Origin of the sequence: Paraburkholderia sp. BCC1876 (assembly GCF_902833695.1) — a bacterium.
Lineage (GTDB): Bacteria > Pseudomonadota > Gammaproteobacteria > Burkholderiales > Burkholderiaceae > Paraburkholderia.
The window spans coordinates 299538-316693 of sequence record NZ_CADFGI010000007.1 but is presented as its reverse complement, the minus strand read 5'-3'; the positions used below and the strand labels follow the sequence as shown (position 1 = coordinate 316693).

At 62.9% G+C, this 17156-nt stretch carries 15 protein-coding genes and 1 pseudogene; 8 read left to right on the top strand and 8 right to left on the bottom strand.

The window, feature by feature from the left end; all coding sequences use genetic code 11:
• Positions 1 to 134: 134 nt before the first annotated feature.
• The 7 genes and pseudogenes from hemH to pabB all read left to right on the top strand — a co-directional run bounded on the left by hemH (position 135) and on the right by pabB (position 8450).
• Positions 135 to 1205, top strand: coding sequence for a ferrochelatase (hemH, locus tag HWY05_RS25285; RefSeq protein ID WP_176059990.1), 1071 nt, complete (start codon positions 135 to 137; stop codon positions 1203 to 1205).
• Positions 1206 to 1212: 7 nt separating this feature from the next.
• A complete protein-coding gene (locus tag HWY05_RS25280) occupies positions 1213 to 1620 on the top strand; it encodes an RNA-binding S4 domain-containing protein (protein ID WP_176059989.1) in 408 nt (135 codons plus the stop codon).
• Positions 1621 to 2133: 513 nt separating this feature from the next.
• Entirely contained in the window at positions 2134 to 2718 is a 585-nt protein-coding gene (gene grpE, locus HWY05_RS25275; RefSeq protein WP_176059988.1) for a nucleotide exchange factor GrpE, read from the top strand.
• A gap of 65 nt (positions 2719 to 2783) precedes the next feature.
• Positions 2784 to 2958: pseudogene (locus HWY05_RS38410) on the top strand (thioredoxin); the annotation flags it as partial.
• Between the two features lie 205 nt (positions 2959 to 3163).
• Positions 3164 to 5116 (top strand): molecular chaperone DnaK, encoded by a 1953-nt coding sequence (gene dnaK, locus HWY05_RS25270; protein ID WP_035553264.1) that lies wholly within the window; start codon positions 3164 to 3166, stop codon positions 5114 to 5116.
• A gap of 270 nt (positions 5117 to 5386) precedes the next feature.
• Positions 5387 to 6529, top strand: a complete 1143-nt coding sequence (gene dnaJ, locus HWY05_RS25265) for a molecular chaperone DnaJ (protein WP_035553261.1) — start codon at positions 5387 to 5389, stop codon at positions 6527 to 6529.
• 25 nt (positions 6530 to 6554) lie between these two features.
• Positions 6555 to 8450, top strand: coding sequence for an aminodeoxychorismate synthase component I (gene pabB / locus HWY05_RS25260; protein ID WP_176059987.1), 1896 nt, complete (start codon positions 6555 to 6557; stop codon positions 8448 to 8450).
• An 89-nt stretch (positions 8451 to 8539) separates the two neighbouring features.
• On the opposite strand, the gene panB is transcribed toward pabB, so the two are convergent.
• The 7 genes from panB to HWY05_RS25225 all read right to left on the bottom strand — a co-directional run bounded on the left by panB (position 8540) and on the right by HWY05_RS25225 (position 14912).
• The gene (gene panB / locus HWY05_RS25255) at positions 8540 to 9355 is read right to left on the bottom strand and encodes a 3-methyl-2-oxobutanoate hydroxymethyltransferase (protein ID WP_035553256.1); all 816 of its coding nucleotides are present in this window, start codon (positions 9353 to 9355) and stop codon (positions 8540 to 8542) included.
• Between the two features lie 35 nt (positions 9356 to 9390).
• The gene (locus HWY05_RS25250; protein WP_035553253.1) at positions 9391 to 10071 is read right to left on the bottom strand and encodes a deoxynucleoside kinase; all 681 of its coding nucleotides are present in this window, start codon (positions 10069 to 10071) and stop codon (positions 9391 to 9393) included.
• Positions 10068 to 10616: a 2-amino-4-hydroxy-6-hydroxymethyldihydropteridine diphosphokinase gene (gene folK, locus HWY05_RS25245; RefSeq protein ID WP_035553251.1), complete on the bottom strand. Its 549-nt coding sequence runs from the start codon at positions 10614 to 10616 to the stop codon at positions 10068 to 10070. The genes HWY05_RS25250 and folK overlap by 4 nt, the downstream gene beginning before the upstream one ends.
• A gap of 48 nt (positions 10617 to 10664) precedes the next feature.
• Complete coding sequence (gene pcnB / locus HWY05_RS25240) at positions 10665 to 12257, bottom strand: polynucleotide adenylyltransferase PcnB (protein ID WP_176059986.1); 1593 nt, start codon at positions 12255 to 12257, stop codon at positions 10665 to 10667.
• Positions 12254 to 12940 carry an HAD family hydrolase gene (locus HWY05_RS25235; RefSeq protein ID WP_035553246.1) on the bottom strand — a complete coding sequence of 229 codons (687 nt, stop codon included), beginning with the start codon at positions 12938 to 12940 and terminating at the stop codon, positions 12254 to 12256. Before HWY05_RS25235 ends, pcnB begins: the two co-directional genes overlap by 4 nt.
• Positions 12933 to 13712 (bottom strand): DnaA regulatory inactivator Hda, encoded by a 780-nt coding sequence (gene hda, locus HWY05_RS25230; RefSeq protein ID WP_035553244.1) that lies wholly within the window; start codon positions 13710 to 13712, stop codon positions 12933 to 12935. Before hda ends, HWY05_RS25235 begins: the two co-directional genes overlap by 8 nt.
• Before the next feature lie 123 nt (positions 13713 to 13835).
• Positions 13836 to 14912: an AI-2E family transporter gene (locus tag HWY05_RS25225; protein ID WP_035553241.1), complete on the bottom strand. Its 1077-nt coding sequence runs from the start codon at positions 14910 to 14912 to the stop codon at positions 13836 to 13838.
• Positions 14913 to 15013: 101 nt separating this feature from the next.
• On the opposite strand from HWY05_RS25225, the gene purM reads away from it, so the two are divergent.
• Positions 15014 to 16081, top strand: a complete 1068-nt coding sequence (gene purM, locus HWY05_RS25220) for a phosphoribosylformylglycinamidine cyclo-ligase (protein WP_176059985.1) — start codon at positions 15014 to 15016, stop codon at positions 16079 to 16081.
• Between the two features lie 91 nt (positions 16082 to 16172).
• Here the strand turns inward: purM and miaA are convergent, their stop codons facing one another.
• The gene (gene miaA / locus HWY05_RS25215) at positions 16173 to 17120 is read right to left on the bottom strand and encodes a tRNA (adenosine(37)-N6)-dimethylallyltransferase MiaA (RefSeq protein ID WP_176059984.1); all 948 of its coding nucleotides are present in this window, start codon (positions 17118 to 17120) and stop codon (positions 16173 to 16175) included.
• Positions 17121 to 17156 lie beyond the last annotated feature (36 nt).

Genomic DNA, 17156 nt, shown 5'->3' with positions numbered 1-17156 from the left:
CATGCGCGACGGCGCGCGGCTTGCCAATTGGCCGAATGGCCAGGGGTGTACGGCGGACCGGTCGCCAGACCGCGCCGCTATAATGAAACCCACCTGAATCGACTCTCCGCCTCAAGCGGTTACCTCTGCTGCCTATGCGCTTCGACCTCGAGCGGCCCTCACAGAACGCCACGTCACACCGTGTCGCCGTACTGCTGATCAATCTCGGCACGCCCGACGCGCCGACGCCGCGTGCGGTCCGCCGCTATCTCGCGCAGTTTCTGTCCGATCCTCGCGTGGTCGAAATTCCGTCTCTGTTGTGGCAGATCATTTTGCGCTTGCTGATCTTGCCGTTTCGCAGTCCGGCGTCGGCGAAAAAGTACGCCGCGGTCTGGATGCCGGAGGGCTCGCCGCTACGCGTCTATACCGAGAAGCAGGTGGAAGGCTTGCGCCATCTGCTGCAACTGAATGACTACACGGTGCTGGTCGACTACGCGATGCGTTACGGCACGCCGGGCATTCCGGCCATGCTTAATCAGTTGAAGCTGGCGGGCGCCGAGCGTGTGCTGCTGGTGCCCATGTATCCGCAATACTCGTCGTCGACCACGGCCACCGCTTTCGACGACGCCTTTTCAGCGCTCAAGCGCATGCGCAATCAGCCGGAAATCCGCACGGTGCGTCAGTACGCGGACCATCCCGCGTACATTTCAGCGCTGGCCGCCCAGGTGCATCAGTACTGGCATCAGCACGGCCGGCCCGACTTCGCGGCCGGCGACAAGCTGGTGTTGAGTTTTCACGGCGTGCCCAAGCGCACCATGGATCTCGGCGACCCCTACCATGAGCAATGCCAGCAGACCGGCGCGCTGCTCATGCAGGCGTTGGAACTGACGTCGGTGGAGTGCCGCATCACGTTCCAGTCGCGCTTCGGCAAAGCCGAATGGTTGCAGCCGTACACGGCGCCTACGTTGAAGGAACTGGGCGCGGCGGGCGTGCGCCGCGCCGATGTTTTTTGCCCGGGCTTTACCGCCGACTGCCTTGAAACGATTGAAGAAATCGGCATGGAAGTGCGCGACGAATTCCTGCACGCCGGCGGCAAGGAGTTTCATCGGATTGCCTGTGTGAACGCGTCGCCGGCGTGGATTGCCGCGCTCGGCGAAATCGTCGCGCAGAATCTGCAAGGCTGGCCGGTCCAGGCGCTGCCAGTGCCGCATTCGACAGGGGCTTGAACAGGCGATGAACTACCAGATTTCGACCGAAACGGGCGCGAAGCTACGCATCGACAAATGGCTTTGGGCGGCGCGCTTCTTCAAGACGCGCTCGCTCGCCGCCGATGCCGTCGAGAAAGGCCATGTGCGCATTGGCGGCGCCAATGTGAAACCGGCGAAAGACGTGCGCGTCGGCGATCTGGTCGAGATCGAAATCGAGCGGATCGTCTGGCAGGTAAAAGTGCTGGGCCTATGCGACGTGCGTGGCCCGGCAAGCGTCGCGCAGACGCTTTATGCGGAAACAGAGGAAAGCAGGGTGAAGCGGCAGGTCGAGCAGGAACGGCGCAAAACGTATCGCGAGCCGGCGGCCGCATTGCACGGCCGGCCGACCAAACGCGACAGGCGCACTATCGACAAACTTTCAGGTGGGGGTTGAACAGTTGTTCCATGGTCGCGTGCACACCGCCGTATTCGGTAGTGTGATCGTTGACAGCCCCGGACATGCAGATGGTCGTGGTGCCCAAAATCAGTACCAATGCGACCACCGAGATTGCGAAGGTCAGTTTCACGGTACTCCCCTTGGGAAGAATTCAGGACGGAAACAGGCGGATCAGGTGGGAAATTGCAAAATGTCGGTAAGGCTTACGTCAGATTAGGGTTAACGTGTCTTTTCCGACGCTTTAGTGGAGCATAGGCCACTTGTTGGTCGCACTCAATCTCAATCTGATTGCGTCGCAATAATGGTTGTAACCAGGCATTTCCGCCGCCCGTCCGTGGTGCGAAAAGTTCCGCGAGACCCGCTTGAAACGGGTCTTTCCGGCCCCATCTGCCGTTTCGTTATGCGGTGGTGCGTCAGCTAGTCTGTCGCTATTTTGCAACGCACAAATTGCGCCTGCTTTTGCGCGCTGCCGCCACCGTTGGTTTTTACTTTTTTACGACTTTCAGCGACATGGAAAATACGCAAGAGAACCCGACGAGCCAGAATCCCACGCCCGCGGACGAAGCCGAGCGCCAGGCCGCCGAGGCCGCAGCAGCCCAGCAGGAAGCGGCCGCAGGCGCTACGACCGAGACGCCGGCAAGCCTCGAGCAGGCCGCGCTGGCTGAAGCGCACGCCAGGATCGCCGACCTGCAGGAGAGCTTCCTGCGGGCGAAAGCCGAGACCGAAAACGTGCGTCGTCGCGCGCAGGAAGACGTGACCAAGGCGCATAAGTTCGCGATCGAGAGCTTCGCCGAGCATTTGCTGCCGGTGGTGGACAGCCTCGAAGCGGCCGTTGCCCACTCGTCCGACGATCTGCAAAAGGTGCGTGAAGGCGTCGAACTGACGCTGCGTCAGTTGAACGGCGCGCTGGAGAAGGGCCGTGTGGTCGCCCTGAATCCGGTCGGCGAGAAGTTCGACCCGCATCGCCACCAGGCGATTTCGATGGTGCCGGCCGATCAGGAGCCGAACACCGTCGTGGCAGTGCTGCAAAAAGGTTTCGTGATCGCCGACCGCGTGCTGCGTCCGGCGCTCGTGACCGTCGCGGCGCCGAAGTAAACGCCGCTGCTGCTTTCTGCCGTTTTCAGGTCGGTTTTCCGCCGCCAAGCTGGGCTGGCACCGCCATGGCCAACCGTCCCGTCGGCTACGCGTTCGTCGTCTTCGACATGCGGGAGCGCAGCGCCGACTCGTTCGACGCGGGGCCGGCCGCAGTCGGACGCGATCCGCGCCCCCGGTCCCAGATGGTTTCGCAGCAACGTCTACGAACACCGCGATCCGGGCGGGCGCTTCCTGCTTCACTGCTCGGCGTCGCAAAAAGCAGTAAAACAAGCGGAAAAAGTTCGACCGATTGAAAAAAATTAAAGACCGCATCGTAAAAGAGGTCTTGAAAACGATGCGGACGCACTTATGTTGAGTGCAGGTAGGAATTGAGAGCGGATCGCCTTACCGCCAGATGGCAAACAAGGCGCTTTCCGCAGCGATCAAAGTCAGGAGAATAGTAAAAATGGGCAAAATCATCGGCATCGACCTCGGCACGACCAACTCGTGCGTGGCGATCATGGAAGGCAATACGGTTAAGGTGATCGAAAACTCGGAAGGTGCGCGCACCACGCCGTCGATCATCGCTTACATGGAAGACGGCGAGATTCTCGTCGGCGCGCCTGCGAAGCGTCAGTCGGTCACGAACCCGAGAAACACGCTGTACGCGGTCAAGCGCCTGATCGGCCGCCGCTTCGAAGAAAAAGAAGTGCAGAAAGATATCGCGCTGATGCCGTACAAGATCATGAAGGCCGACAACGGCGACGCATGGATCGAAGTGCGTGACCAGAAGCTGGCACCGCCGCAAATTTCCGCGGAAACGCTGCGCAAGATGAAGAAGACCGCTGAAGACTACCTCGGCGAGCCGGTCACCGAAGCGGTGATCACGGTTCCCGCGTACTTCAACGACAGCCAGCGTCAGGCAACCAAAGACGCAGGCCGCATCGCCGGTCTGGAAGTCAAGCGCATCATCAACGAACCGACCGCAGCCGCGCTGGCATTCGGTCTGGACAAGGCCGAAAAGGGCGACCGCAAGATCGCGGTGTATGACCTGGGCGGCGGTACGTTCGACGTGTCGATCATCGAAATCGCAGATGTCGACGGTGAAATGCAGTTCGAAGTGCTGTCCACGAACGGCGATACGTTCCTGGGCGGCGAAGACTTCGACCAGCGCATCATCGATTACATCATCGGCGAGTTCAAGAAGGAACAGGGTGTCGATCTGTCGAAAGACGTGCTCGCGCTGCAACGCCTGAAGGAATCGGCTGAAAAGGCGAAGATCGAACTGTCGTCGAGCCAGCAGACCGAAATCAACCTGCCGTACATCACGGCCGACGCGTCGGGTCCGAAGCACTTGAACCTGAAAATCACGCGCGCCAAGCTGGAAGCGCTGGTTGAAGAACTGATCGAACGCACCATCGAACCGTGCCGCACGGCGATCAAGGATGCAGGCGTGAAGGTCGGCGAGATCGACGACGTGATCCTCGTCGGTGGTATGACGCGTATGCCGAAGGTGCAGGACAAGGTTAAGGAATTCTTTGGCAAGGAACCGCGCCGTGACGTGAACCCGGACGAAGCCGTGGCCGTTGGCGCCGCGATTCAAGGTCAGGTTCTGTCGGGTGACCGCAAGGACGTTCTGCTGCTCGACGTGACCCCGCTGTCGCTCGGCATCGAAACGCTCGGCGGCGTGATGACGAAGATGATCAACAAGAACACCACGATCCCGACCAAGCACGCACAGGTCTACTCGACGGCTGACGACAATCAGGGCGCCGTGACGATCAAGGTGTTCCAGGGCGAACGCGAAATGGCAGCCGGCAACAAGCTGCTGGGCGAGTTCAACCTCGAAGGCATTCCGCCGGCACCGCGCGGCACGCCGCAGATCGAAGTGAGCTTCGACATTGACGCGAACGGCATTCTGCACGTCGGCGCGAAAGACAAGGCGACCGGCAAGGAAAACCGCATCACGATCAAGGCAAACTCGGGTTTGTCCGAAGCCGAAATCGAAAAGATGGTGAAGGACGCGGAAGCCAACGCCGAAGAAGATCACAAGCTGCGTGAGCTGGCCGATGCCCGCAACCAGGGCGACGCGCTGGTCCACAGCACGAAGAAGGCGCTCACCGAGTACGGCGACAAGCTGGACGCGGGTGAGAAGGACACGATCGAAGCCGCGCTGAAGGACCTCGAAGAAACGCTGAAGAGCGGTTCGAGCGACAAGGCCGCGATCGAAGCCAAGATCGAAGTCGTGGCAACCGCCTCGCAGAAGATGGGCGAGAAGATGTACGCCGACATGCAGGCAGCGCAAGGTGCCGAAGCAGCGGCAGCAGGCGCGGCGGGCGCGGGTGCATCGGCAGGTGGCGCGAGCCAGCAGCAGGACGACGTGGTCGACGCCGATTTCAAGGAAGTCAAGAAAGACTAAAGCCAGGTCGCATTTCGACCGTAAAGCCGCACACGGCACCGTGTGCGGCCCGGCTGCACAATCCCCTGCACCCATTCGGGCCGCAGCAACGTGCAAGAGCGGTTATCTCGCCTGGCGAGCCTTTTGGGGCTCTCCGGGCACGTTTGTTTTATGGAGGGCGTTGTTTCGAGCCGGTTTCGAGCGGCAAAAAACAGCGGCCGGACGAGTCGCAAGACTCCAGCATTCAAGAGGAGCCACCGCGTCGCATTGCGCGAGTGGCGTTGAACCGATATGGCGAAACGGGATTACTACGAGGTTCTGGGCGTCGCAAAGAACGCGAGCGACGACGAAATCAAGAAGGCTTATCGCAAGCTTGCGATGAAGCACCACCCCGACCGGAATCCGGGCAACAAGGATGCGGAAGAGCATTTCAAAGAGGTGAAGGAAGCCTATGAAATGCTGTCGGACTCGCAAAAGCGTGCCGCGTACGACCAGTACGGCCACGCGGGCGTGGATCCGAACATGGGCGGAGCCGGCGCACAAGGCTTCGGCGGTTTTGCCGATGCATTCGGCGATATTTTCGGCGACATCTTCGGCCAGGCGGCCGGTGGCGCCGCACGCGGCGCTGGCGGCCGACCCGGCCCGCAGGTCTATCGCGGCGCCGATCTGCGCTACAGCATGGAAATCACGCTGGAACAGGCCGCACACGGCTACGACACGCAGATTCGCGTGCCGAGCTGGGTGTCGTGCGAAATCTGTCACGGTTCGGGCGCCAAGCCCGGCACCAAGCCGGAAACCTGCCCGACCTGTAGCGGTTCGGGTTCGGTGCGGATGTCACAAGGCTTTTTCAGCATCCAGCAAACCTGCCCGAAGTGCCACGGCACCGGCACCTATATCCCTGATCCGTGCGGCCATTGCCACGGCGCGGGCAAGGTGAAAGAGACCAAGACGCTGGAAGTGAAGATCCCCGCCGGCATCGACGACGGCATGCGTATCCGTTCGGCCGGTAACGGCGAGCCGGGTATCAACGGCGGTCCGTCGGGCGATCTGTACGTCGAAATCCATATCAAGCAGCACTCGGTGTTCGAGCGCGACGGCGACGATCTGCATTGCCAGATGCCGATTCCGTTCACCACCGCGGCGCTCGGCGGCGAAATCGAAGTGCCGACCCTCGCGGGTCGCGCCAGCTTCACTGTTCCGGAAGGCACGCAGTCGGGCAAGACGTTCCGTCTGCGCGGCAAGGGCATCAAGGGGCTGCGTTCGAGCATTGCCGGCGATCTGTACGTGCACGTGCAAGTCGAAACGCCGGTCAAGCTCACCGACTCGCAGCGCGAATTGCTTCAGCAGTTCGAGAAGGCGTTGGTGGAAGGCGGCTCGCGACATAGCCCGCAAAGCAAGAGCTGGTTCGACCGGGTGAAGAGCTTCTTCGATTAATGGCAGTTTGAAGTTGGTGGTAAGCATGACGGCAGATGAGCGCGACGCGGTCTTCGCGTTGCTCGACGATTGCGACGCGACGGCGGCGCGCCGTTCGAGTCGTCTGTACACGGGTTTTGTGCGGGAACGGGTGTGCGTGGACGCCGCGCAACTCGAGGCCGTATGTGAATCTGTGGTGGCGGATACCTTGCGTGGTTTGCATGCCGTCGTGCTCGCCGATTATGAGTTTGGGCGGAATCTTCTCGATGGAGATTCACGTCCGCATCCGAAAACGCAGCGTGGCGATGCCTCGCTGCGTTTTTTATTGTTCGAGCGCTGTGAGAAGCGCTCGCGCGAAGAAGTCGACGCGTGGTTGACGGAGCGCGATGGCGGCACGATTGAGCCGTCGGTGGCGGGCACGGCGAATGGGCGCGCGAGTGTCGAGCGTGCGCAGTTCGACGCGGCAATCGCCGCGATTCACGACGCGCTACGCGCGGGCGATTCCTACCAGGTCAACTACACGTACCGGCTTGGCTTCGACGTGTTCGGTTCGCCCACTGCGCTCTATCGACGGTTGAGGGCCCGGCAACCGGTCCCGTTCGGTGCATTGATCGCGCTGCCGGGAAGCCAATGGGTGCTGTCGTGTTCGCCGGAGCTTTTCATCGAAAAAGACGGTGCGATGTTGCGTGCGCGGCCGATGAAAGGCACCGCGCCGCGCTCGGACGATCCGCGGGCTGACCAGTGCGCCGCCGAGTTTCTCCGCAGCGATCCGAAGAACCGTGCCGAGAATGTGATGATCGTGGATCTGTTGCGCAACGATTTGTCGCGAGTCGCGCAAACGGGCTCGGTCAAGGTGCCTGCGTTGTTTTCGGTCGAGCCGTATGCGTCGGTCTGGCAGATGACGTCGACGGTGCAGGCCAGCTTGCGGCCCGAAACGTCGTTCGCCGGTGTTGTGCGCGCGTTGTTTCCGTGCGGATCGATTACCGGCGCGCCGAAGCATCGCACGATGCAGTTGATCGACGAACTGGAAAGCACGCCGCGCGAGCTTTATACCGGCGCGATTGGCTGGCTCGACGCGCCCACGGTAGCCGCGCCGGCGGCGAATCCAACCGTGTGCGGTGACTTCTGCCTGTCCGTCGCCATTCGCACGTTGACGCTGAGCCATGCCGCGCAAACCGGCGAGCTGCAGGGCACGATGGGCGTCGGCGCGGGCATCGTCCTCGACAGCGTCGCCGCCGACGAATTCGCGGAGTGTCAATTGAAGGCCAGTTTTCTAACCGGCGCCGAACCGGGTTTCGATCTGTTCGAAACGATGTACGCGACGCGCGAGGAGGGCGTGCGGCATCTGTCGCGCCATCTCGAACGGCTGTCGCGCAGCGCGGCAACGCTGGGTTTCAATCTCGGCGACGAAAATAATATTCGCGCCCAGATCACGGCGACGTGTGAATCGCTGCCGGCGCACACGCCGCATCGTATGCGGCTCGCGCTCAGTAAGAACGGTGCGACGCACATCGCAGCCGCTGTGCTGACGCCGCTAGCGAACCAGACGGTCGGCGTACTGCTCGCGCCCGACCACCATTTCGCCGCGACCGAAGCGCGCGATCCGCTGCTGCATCACAAAACCACCCGCCGCGCCGAATACGATCGCGGCTGGCGCGAAGCCGAGGCGAAGGGTGCGTTCGACACGCTGTTCTTCAACGAGCGAGGCGAGTTGACCGAAGGTGGCCGGTCGAATGTCTTTGTGAAACTGGCGGGGCGGTGGTGGACGCCGCCGCTCGCGTCGGGCGTGCTGCCCGGCGTGATGCGCAGCGTTCTGCTCGAAGAAGTCGCGGACCTGCAAGCGGCTGAGAAGGTGCTGACGCAAGCAGACTTGATGAACGCCGAAGCGCTGCTGATCTGCAACGCATTGCGCGGCGCGGTGCCGGCGCGGATCATCCGTTAGGTAGTCAGCGCGTGAACGGAGTTGCTCGCGCTCGCCAACGCAGCGGACCTACGTCGGCGAGCTAGAGCTGGAGAGAGCACTAGCTCGCATCAAAACGTGTGCTCGGCTCCAGGAAACGTCCCATCCTTCACCGCGCGCACGTACGCTTCCACCGCGGCCTGAATGTTCGGCTGCCCTTGCATAAAGTCTTTCACGAAGCGTGGCCGCTTGCCGGGGAAGATCCCCAGCATGTCGTGCAGCACCAGCACCTGACCCGAGCAGTCCACACCGGCGCCGATACCGATCGTCGGAATCCGCACCTGCTTCGTGACTTCAGTGCCTAGCACCGACGGCACGGCTTCGATCACGATCAATTGCGCGCCGGCCGCTTCGACGGCGAGTGAATCGCGCTGCAACTGACTCGCGCCGGCCTCGGTCTTGCCCTGCACCTTGAAGCCACCGAACGCATGCACGGATTGCGGCGTCAGCCCAACGTGCGCGCACACGGGAATCGACCGTTCAACCAGAAAGCGCACCGTGTCGGCGAGCCATTCGCCACCTTCGAGCTTCACCATCTGCGCGCCGGCGCGCATCAATTCCACCGAGTTCCTGAACGCCTCTTCCGGCGTGCCGTACGTGCCGAACGGCAAGTCGGCCACCACCAGCGCCGACGGGCGCACGCGCGCCACGCACGCCGTGTGATACGCGATGTCGGTGAGCGTGACCGGCAGCGTCGTGGTTTGTCCTTGCAACACGTTGCCGAGCGAGTCGCCGATCAACAGCACGTCGACGCCCGCGCGGTCCAGCAGCGCGGAGAAGCTCGCGTCGTAGCAGGTGAGCATCGCGATTTTTTCACCGGCGTCGCGCATTGCCTGCAGTTTCGGCACGGTGATAGCGTTGCGGCTCGCTTCCTGCAAATAGGTCATGGGTCAATCCGTTGGAAAAGAGGTGGCAGCGTCGCTTAAAGCGACGTGCCTTTGACAAAGAATTCCTTGCGACCGCGCATGGTTTCGATGCGTTCGGCGAGTAGCGCAAGGTCCGCGTCGGAGTCGAGCGGATTCAGATGTTCGGCGTTGACCGTCAGCACGGGGGCGCGGTCGTAATGATAGAAAAACTCGTTGTACGCGTCGCACAACGCGTGCAGATAGGCGTCGGAAATTTGCAGTTCCATCGGCACCGCGCGTTTCTGGATGCGCGCGAACAGCACTTCGGGACTGGCCTGCAAATACACCACGAAATCCGGCGCTGGCGCGTTGACCTCGAGCTTGGCGGCGAGCGCGCGATACAGCTGCCACTCGTCTTCCTGCAGCGTCAGACGCGCGAAGATATCGTTCTTCTGCGTCATGAAATCGGCGATCAGCGGGGTGCCAGACACTTGCGCCGCGGCGACTTCCTGCGCCTGTTGCGCGCGTTGCAAGGCGAAGTGCAATTGCGCGGGCAACGCGTAACGTGCGGTGTCGCGGTAAAAGCGTTCAAGGAAAGGATTGTCCTGCGGACGCTCGAACAATTCCTGCATCGACCAGCGTTGCGCGAGACGCCGCGCCAACGACGTTTTGCCGACGCCGATCGGCCCTTCGATCGCGAGATAGCCGAACGGCGGCCGCAGTTGCGGCGCGGTGACGGTGAGTGGCGGTGAGTTCATTCGCAGCGGCCTTTGCCGGGCTCACTCTCAGCGGCGGTCAATGCATTGAGCATAGGGCACTGACACGGGCCCTTCACCTTTTCGATGCGTTGATCGCTCACACCGGGCAGCAGTGCGTCGGCGCGGCCGTGTTGCGGAATGATCAACGTCGGATCGATTTCGACCAGCGGCACCAGCACGAAAGCGCGCTCAATCAGTCGCGGATGCGGCACGATCAGATCGGCTTCGTCGATCGATTGATCGCCGAACAGCAGAATGTCGAGATCGAGCGTGCGCGGTGCATTGCGAAACGGCCGCTCGCGGCCGAACTGGTGCTCGATCTTGTGGCACAGCGCCAGCAGATGGCGCACGGGGAGCGTCGTGTCGACCTTCACGACGCAGTTGAAATAGTCGTCACCGCCCGCGTCGATCGGGGCAGTGCGATACAGGCTCGACTTGTCGAGCACGGAGATGGTGTGCTGTTGTGCGAGGCACACCACCGCGTCTTTCAGGGTCTGGCGCGCGTCCCCGAGATTCGCGCCGAGGCCGAGATAAGCAACCGTCATGGCATAACTTCCTGCAACTATCGTTCGACGGCTTCAGCGAACGCTCTGTCAGTCTTCGTGCGGGCCATCGTGGTCCGCGCCGTTATCTGTGCGTTCGGCTGGCGTGCCGCCCTCCATTCCGTCGCCCGGCGCGCGGCTTCTGGCGCCACTGCTGCGCCGCCGTCGTTTTCGAGGGCTCCGGTCCTTCCCGCCTTGCGTGAGCAACGTTTCACGCGCGGCAATGTCTCCTTCAATGAACTCCGTCCACCACGCACCGACCGACTCGTCGAGTTCGCCGGATTGGCAGCGCAGCAGGAGGAAATCATACCCCGCTCTAAATCTTTGGTGTTCCAGCAGCTTCAGCGCGCTTCGGCCCGAGCGTTTTTCGAGGCGCAACTGCAGGCCCCAGATCTCGCGCATATCCGCCGAGAAGCGCTTGTGGATCGCGAGTTTCTCGGTTTGCATGTCGAGCACGTCGTCCATCGCGCGATGCAATGCGGGGACCGGATACTCGCCGTTTGCCTCAAATTTTTGCCAGCGCTGCTGCACGTCGTGCCACAGCAACGTGGCGAACAGGAAGCCCGGCGACACCGGTTTGCCGGCGCGCACGCGAGCGTCCGTGTTGTTCAACGCCAGCGTGATGAATTTTTCGCCGATGGGCTGTTCCAGCACCACGTCCAGCAACGGCAGCAGGCCATGATGCAGGCCTTCCTGGCGCAGACGCTTCAGGCAGGCGAGCGCGTGGCCCGACAGCATCAGCTTGAGCATCTCGTCGAACAGACGCGCAGCGGGCACGTTGTTGATCAGATCGGCCATCTCGGCGATCGGCGCGCGGGTGCTGGTTTCGATCTCGAAGTCGAGCTTCGCGGCGAAACGCACGACGCGCAGCATGCGCACCGGATCTTCGCGATAACGCGTGGCCGGGTCGCCGATCATGCGCAGCAGCCGCGCGCGCATATCGGCCATGCCGTTGTGGTAGTCCAGCACGGTTTGCGTGGCCGGATCGTAGTACATCGCGTTGATCGTGAAGTCGCGGCGCGTGGCGTCTTCATGCTGCTCGCCCCACACGTTGTCGCGCAGCACGCGGCCGCTGGCGTCCACCGCGTGGGTGCGGCGGTCGAGCTCGTCGCGCTTGAGGCGTCGCTCGGGCGGGGCGTCGGCCGCGGGCGGATCGACCAGCGCGCGGAACGTGGAGGTTTCGATGATTTCCTGACCGAACTGCACATGCACGATCTGAAACCGGCGGCCGATAATGCGCGCGCGGCGGAACAGCTTCTGCACCTGCTCGGGCGTGGCGTCGGTTGCGACGTCGAAGTCTTTCGGCTTGATGCCGAGCAGCAGATCGCGCACCGCACCGCCGACGATAAACGCACGGTGCCCGGCCTGTTGCAGGCCTTCGGTCACGCGAATCGCGTTTCTCGAGATCAGAGACTGGTCGATGCCATGTACGTCGTGCGGAATGATGACCGGCACGTCGGGATCGCGTACCGCCTTGGCGGCCGACCCGGCGCGCGCGGATTTGCGGCGCGCCCTGGTGGCGGCGTCGGCTCGGTTGCGTGCCGGTGCGCTGCCGGATTCGTCTGCTTCGGTGTCGGCGGGCGCAGTGTTGTCAGCGGGCGCCGAGTCCTGGCCGAATAGCTTGCGGATAAGTTTTTTGATCACGTGGCTTGAAAGAGTTCGAGGATGCGCCAGCCTTTGGCCTGCGCATGGGCGCGCAATGTGTCGTCCGGGTTGGTCGCGATGGGATCGGTGACCTTCTCGAGCAGCGGGATGTCGTTGTGCGAGTCGCTATAGAAATAGCTGTGCCCGAAATCGCGCCAGGTCTTGCCGAGCGAGGCGAGCCACGCTTCGGTGCGGACAATCTTGCCTTCCTTGTAGCTCGGCGTGCCGGTGGGGCGGCCGGTGTACGGCGAATGCGGCTGGCCGTCGACGGTTTCCGCTTCGCAGGCGATCAACGCGTCGACACCGAACGCCTGGGCGATCGGGCGGGTGATGAATTCGTTGGTGGCCGTGACCACGCAACACAGGTCGCCGGCTTCACGGTGCTGCCTCACCAGTTCCAGCGCGACCGGGAAAATGGCCGGCGTGATCACTTCATGCATGTATTGCGCGTGAAGTTCGGCGAGCTGCGCGCGCGTGTATTTCGCGAGCGGCGTGAGCATGGCGATCAAATAGGCGTGAATGTCGAGCCTGCCGGCTTTGTAGTCGGCGAAAAAGCGGTCGTTTTCACGGGCGAAGTTTTCGGCGTCGACCATGCCTTGTTTCACCATGAAGCGGCCCCATTCGTGGTCGCTGTCGGTGGGAATGAGCGTGTGGTCGAGATCGAAGAGTGCGAGATTAGCCATGGGGGCCTATTTTACTTGAAGCGGATGACGCGGCGTGGGAACCGGTCTCCGGGCCGGTGGCCGGCGTGCCGCGCCGTTCTTCCGCGTCCGGTGAAGCGAGCATGGTGCGCAACAGCGGCAGCGTGACCGCGCGCTTCTGTTCGAGCGAGAAGCGGTCGAGCGCGTCGAGCAGCGCCATCAGGCTCGGCATGTCGCGCCGGAAGTGCGTGAGCAGGTAAGCCGGCACGTCGTCGGCGAGCATGATGCCGCGCTCGCGCGCCGCGTGTTTCAGCACCGCGGCCTTGCCTTCGTCCGGCAGCGGCGCGAGATGGAACACGAGGCCCCAGCCGAGGCGGGTGCGCAAATCTTCGCGCACCGTCATGCCGATCGGCGGCGCGTTGCCCGCGGCGACCAGCGCGCTGGTGGGATGCGCGCGCACTTCGTTGAACAGGTTGAAGACGGCGATCTGCTGGGCGGCGGACAGCGCGTCGCAATCGTCGATCGCGTATAGCGCGACGCGCGGGTCGAAGCTGAACGCCGCGAGACTGCTTTGCGGGCCGGCAAAGCGCGCGTGGCCCGGCGGCGCTTCGTGCACGAGCGCCTGCAACAGATGCGTGCGGCCACTGCCGGACTCGCCCCACACGTAGAAGGTGCGATCGGCGACCGGCCCGGCGGCGAGCGCGTTGTCGAGCTCACGCAGACGCGTGACCAGCTCGGCGTTGGCGCCGGCGAAAAAATTGTCGAATGTCGATGGCGGCGGGGTGCCGAGATCGAGCGTCAGTTGACGAAGCACAGTAGGTCAATGCCGAAAATGAGGCCGGAAATAAGGCCGAAAAACGAAGCCGGAAAACGCGGCCGAAAAAACGCTAAACCGCGGATGGCCCGGACGTCCGGGCCAAAAAAGGTCAATCAGCCGTTAGTTGTTGTACAGCGTGCTCGCCAGATAGCTTTGCCGCAACTCGCGCACGGCTACCGACAGGATCGCGCTCACCGGCAACGCGAGCAACACGCCGAAAAAGCCGAACAGCTGGCCGAACGCGAGCAACGCGAAAATGACCGCGAGCGGGTGCAGGCCGATCCGTTCGCCGACCAGACGCGGCGTGAGATAAAAACTCTCGACGATCTGGCCGAAGCCGTAAATCAGCGCAACCGCGCCGAAACCGTACCAGGTGCCGAACTGTAGCAGCGCCGCAAGCAGCGCCAGCGCCAGACCCGTCGCAAATCCGATATACGGGATGAACACTGCGATCCCGGTGAAAATGCCGACCGGTAGTGCAATCTCGAACCCGGCGATGGTCAGCGCGATCGCGTAGTACACGGCCAGCACCCCCATCACGAGCAACTGGCCGCGCAGGTACTGCGACAGCATCTGGTCCATGTCGCGCGCGAGTTGCAGCGTCTTGTCGAGCCAGCGGCGCGGCACCACGTTCTGCAGGCGCACCAGCATGCGGTTCCAGTCGTACAGCAGATAGAACAGCACGAGCGGCACCATCACCAGATTGCCGACCACCGTCATCATCAGATTGCCGCTGGTGCGGATCGAGGTCCACGCGTACAGTGCGACGGTTTGCGCGCTGCCTTCGAGCTGGCCCATCACGAGATCGCGGATGCTGGCGAAATCGAGCGAATCGGCGAGCCCCAGCAGCGCCAGCTTGGGTTGGAGCCATGCGCTCACATGCGCGAACAGCACGGGCACCTGCTGGCGCAATTGGGGCCCTTCCTTCTGGATCACGGCGAGCACCAGCAGCACGAGCAGGGTCATCAGCAGCGAGAAGACCAGCATCATCAGCAAGGCGGCGAGGCCGCGCGGCACGCGCCGGCGCACCATCCACGCCACGCCCGGTTGCAGAATGTACGCGAGAATCGCGCCGAGCAGAAATGGCGTGAGGACCGGACTCAGCAGCCACAGCAGAATGCCGACGCCCAGCGCGATGGCGAGCCAGACGAAGGCGCGGCGCTGAACGGGCGTCAGAATCGAGGAGTTCTGTTGCAAAAGTTTGCTTCCCAGGTGTCGTCGGACCGGATTAATCAAATTCCAGCCAGCCGGCCGGCATCGGGTAAAATCGCATTTTACCGACCTTCGAGCTCTTCCCCATGAATCAACCGAAATCCGCCCCGAATTCAACTGATTCGGCCCAAGGTTTGTCGTATCGCGACGCCGGCGTAGACATGGACGCGGGTGACGCCCTGGTCGACGCGATCAAGCCCTTTGCCAAGAAGACGATGCGCGACGGCGTGCTGGGTGGCATCGGCGGGTTCGGCGCGCTGTTCGAAGTGCCGAAGAAATACAAGGAGCCGGTGCTCGTGTCCGGCACCGACGGCGTCGGTACCAAGCTGCGTCTCGCGTTTCAACTGAACAAACACGACACCGTCGGCCAGGATCTGGTGGCGATGAGCGTGAACGACATTCTCGTGCAAGGCGCCGAGCCGCTGTTCTTCCTCGACTATTTCGCGTGCGGCAAGCTGGACGTCAATACGGCGACCACGGTCGTGAAGGGCATCGCGCAAGGTTGCGAACTGTCGGGCTGCGCGTTGATCGGCGGTGAGACGGCGGAAATGCCGGGCATGTATCCGGACGGCGAGTACGATCTGGCCGGTTTCGCGGTCGGCGCGGTCGAAAAGAGCAAGATTATCGACGGCAGCACGATCGCTCCGGGTGACGTGGTGCTGGGTCTGGCATCGAGCGGGATTCATTCGAACGGTTTTTCGCTGGTGCGCAAGATCATCGAGCGCGCGCAGCCGGACCTGAACGCGGACTTCGACGGCCGCTCGTTGGCTGACGCGCTGATGGCGCCCACGCATATCTATGTGAAGCCGCTGCTGGCGTTGATGCAGCAGATCACGGTGAAGGGCATGGCGCACATCACCGGCGGCGGGCTGGTCGAGAATATTCCGCGCGTGCTGCGTGAAGGCCTGACGGCTGAGCTGGATCACCGCGGCTGGCCGTTGCCGCCGCTGTTCTCGTGGCTGCAAAAGCACGGCGGCGTGGCGGATGCGGAAATGCATCGCGTGTTCAACTGCGGGATCGGCATGGCGGTCGTGTTGTCGGCGGCTGATGCCGATGCGGCGATCGGTTTGCTGTCGGCAGCGGGCGAGCAGGTCTGGAAGATCGGCGTGATCCGCGAAAGCGCGGCCGGTGAAGCGCAGACGGTTGTGGTTTAAAGGCAGGTAGCCTGCGTGGCGTGTGATTAGCACGCGCCGCGCGGGTTTGAAGTTTGAAACCTCAAGGCTTCAAACTTAAAATTCCCACGTTTCAAAGCAACACTTCAATCGCTTCAAGCACCCGTGCCGTCGCGTGCGGATCGCAGCAATCCACCACCACCCGCTCTGTCATGCCGCGTAGCCACGTGAGCTGCCGCTTGCACAATTGCCGGGTCGCAAAGACTCCCTTGTCGCGCATTGTCGGGTAATCAACCACGCCGTCGAGATATTCCCAGGCTTGCCGGTAACCCACGCAGCGCATGGACGGCATCTCGGGCGATAGATCGCCGCGTTCGCGCAGCTTCACCACTTCGTCGATGAAACCGCTCTTCAGCATCGCGTCGAAGCGCGTCTCGATGCGCGCATGCAGCCAACTGCGGTCCGATGGTTCGAGCGCGATCGGCATGAAGCGCCATTGCGCGGCGGCGTCGTCCACCCGGGCGGGGGCGGCTAGCAGCACCGACATCGGCTGGCCCGTCAGCATGAACACCTCCAGCGCGCGTTGAATCCGCTGCGAGTCGTTCGGCGCGAGGCGCGCGGCAGTGACCGCGTCGATGGCCGCAAGCCGCGCGTGCATGGCCGGCCAGCCTTCGCGAGCGGCATCGGCGTCGAGCGTGGCGCGCACGTCGGCGTCGGCGGCGGGCAGGTCGTTCAGGCCTTGCGTGAGCGCCTTGTAGTACAGCATGGTGCCGCCGACCAGCAGCGGCAGCCGCCCGCGCGCGTGAATCTCGCCGGTCAGCCGCAACGTGTCGGCGCGAAATTGCGCGGCCGAATAGGCGTCGGTGGGATCGACGATATCGATCAGATGATGCGGCGCCAGCGCGAGCTCGTCGTCGGTCGGTTTGGCGGTGCCGATATCCATCTCGCGATACACCAGCGCCGAATCGACACTGATGATTTCCACCGGCCGTCGCGCGGCCAGTGCAAGCGCGGCGGCAGTTTTGCCGGACGCGGTCGGGCCCAGCAGACAAGGGATCGGCGTTGCGGTGTTCGAACTCATGGGCGCGCCCGCCCGCGTTGAAGCGACGTCATCAAG

What these genes read in the sequence shown, in the direction of transcription:
- HWY05_RS25235 (WP_035553246.1), bottom strand. Translation starts at nt 12,940, where the DNA reads ATGGCTAATCTCGCACTCTTCGATCTCGACCACACGCTCATTCCCACC.
- folK (WP_035553251.1), bottom strand. Translation starts at nt 10,616, where the DNA reads ATGACGGTTGCTTATCTCGGCCTCGGCGCGAATCTCGGGGACGCGCGC.
- grpE (WP_176059988.1), top strand. Translation starts at nt 2,134, where the DNA reads ATGGAAAATACGCAAGAGAACCCGACGAGCCAGAATCCCACGCCCGCG.
- hemH (WP_176059990.1), top strand. Translation starts at nt 135, where the DNA reads ATGCGCTTCGACCTCGAGCGGCCCTCACAGAACGCCACGTCACACCGT.
- pabB (WP_176059987.1), top strand. Translation starts at nt 6,555, where the DNA reads ATGACGGCAGATGAGCGCGACGCGGTCTTCGCGTTGCTCGACGATTGC.
- HWY05_RS25250 (WP_035553253.1), bottom strand. Translation starts at nt 10,071, where the DNA reads ATGAACTCACCGCCACTCACCGTCACCGCGCCGCAACTGCGGCCGCCG.
- dnaK (WP_035553264.1), top strand. Translation starts at nt 3,164, where the DNA reads ATGGGCAAAATCATCGGCATCGACCTCGGCACGACCAACTCGTGCGTG.
- panB (WP_035553256.1), bottom strand. Translation starts at nt 9,355, where the DNA reads ATGACCTATTTGCAGGAAGCGAGCCGCAACGCTATCACCGTGCCGAAA.
- HWY05_RS25280 (WP_176059989.1), top strand. Translation starts at nt 1,213, where the DNA reads ATGAACTACCAGATTTCGACCGAAACGGGCGCGAAGCTACGCATCGAC.
- dnaJ (WP_035553261.1), top strand. Translation starts at nt 5,387, where the DNA reads ATGGCGAAACGGGATTACTACGAGGTTCTGGGCGTCGCAAAGAACGCG.
- miaA (WP_176059984.1), bottom strand. Translation starts at nt 17,120, where the DNA reads ATGAGTTCGAACACCGCAACGCCGATCCCTTGTCTGCTGGGCCCGACC.
- purM (WP_176059985.1), top strand. Translation starts at nt 15,014, where the DNA reads ATGAATCAACCGAAATCCGCCCCGAATTCAACTGATTCGGCCCAAGGT.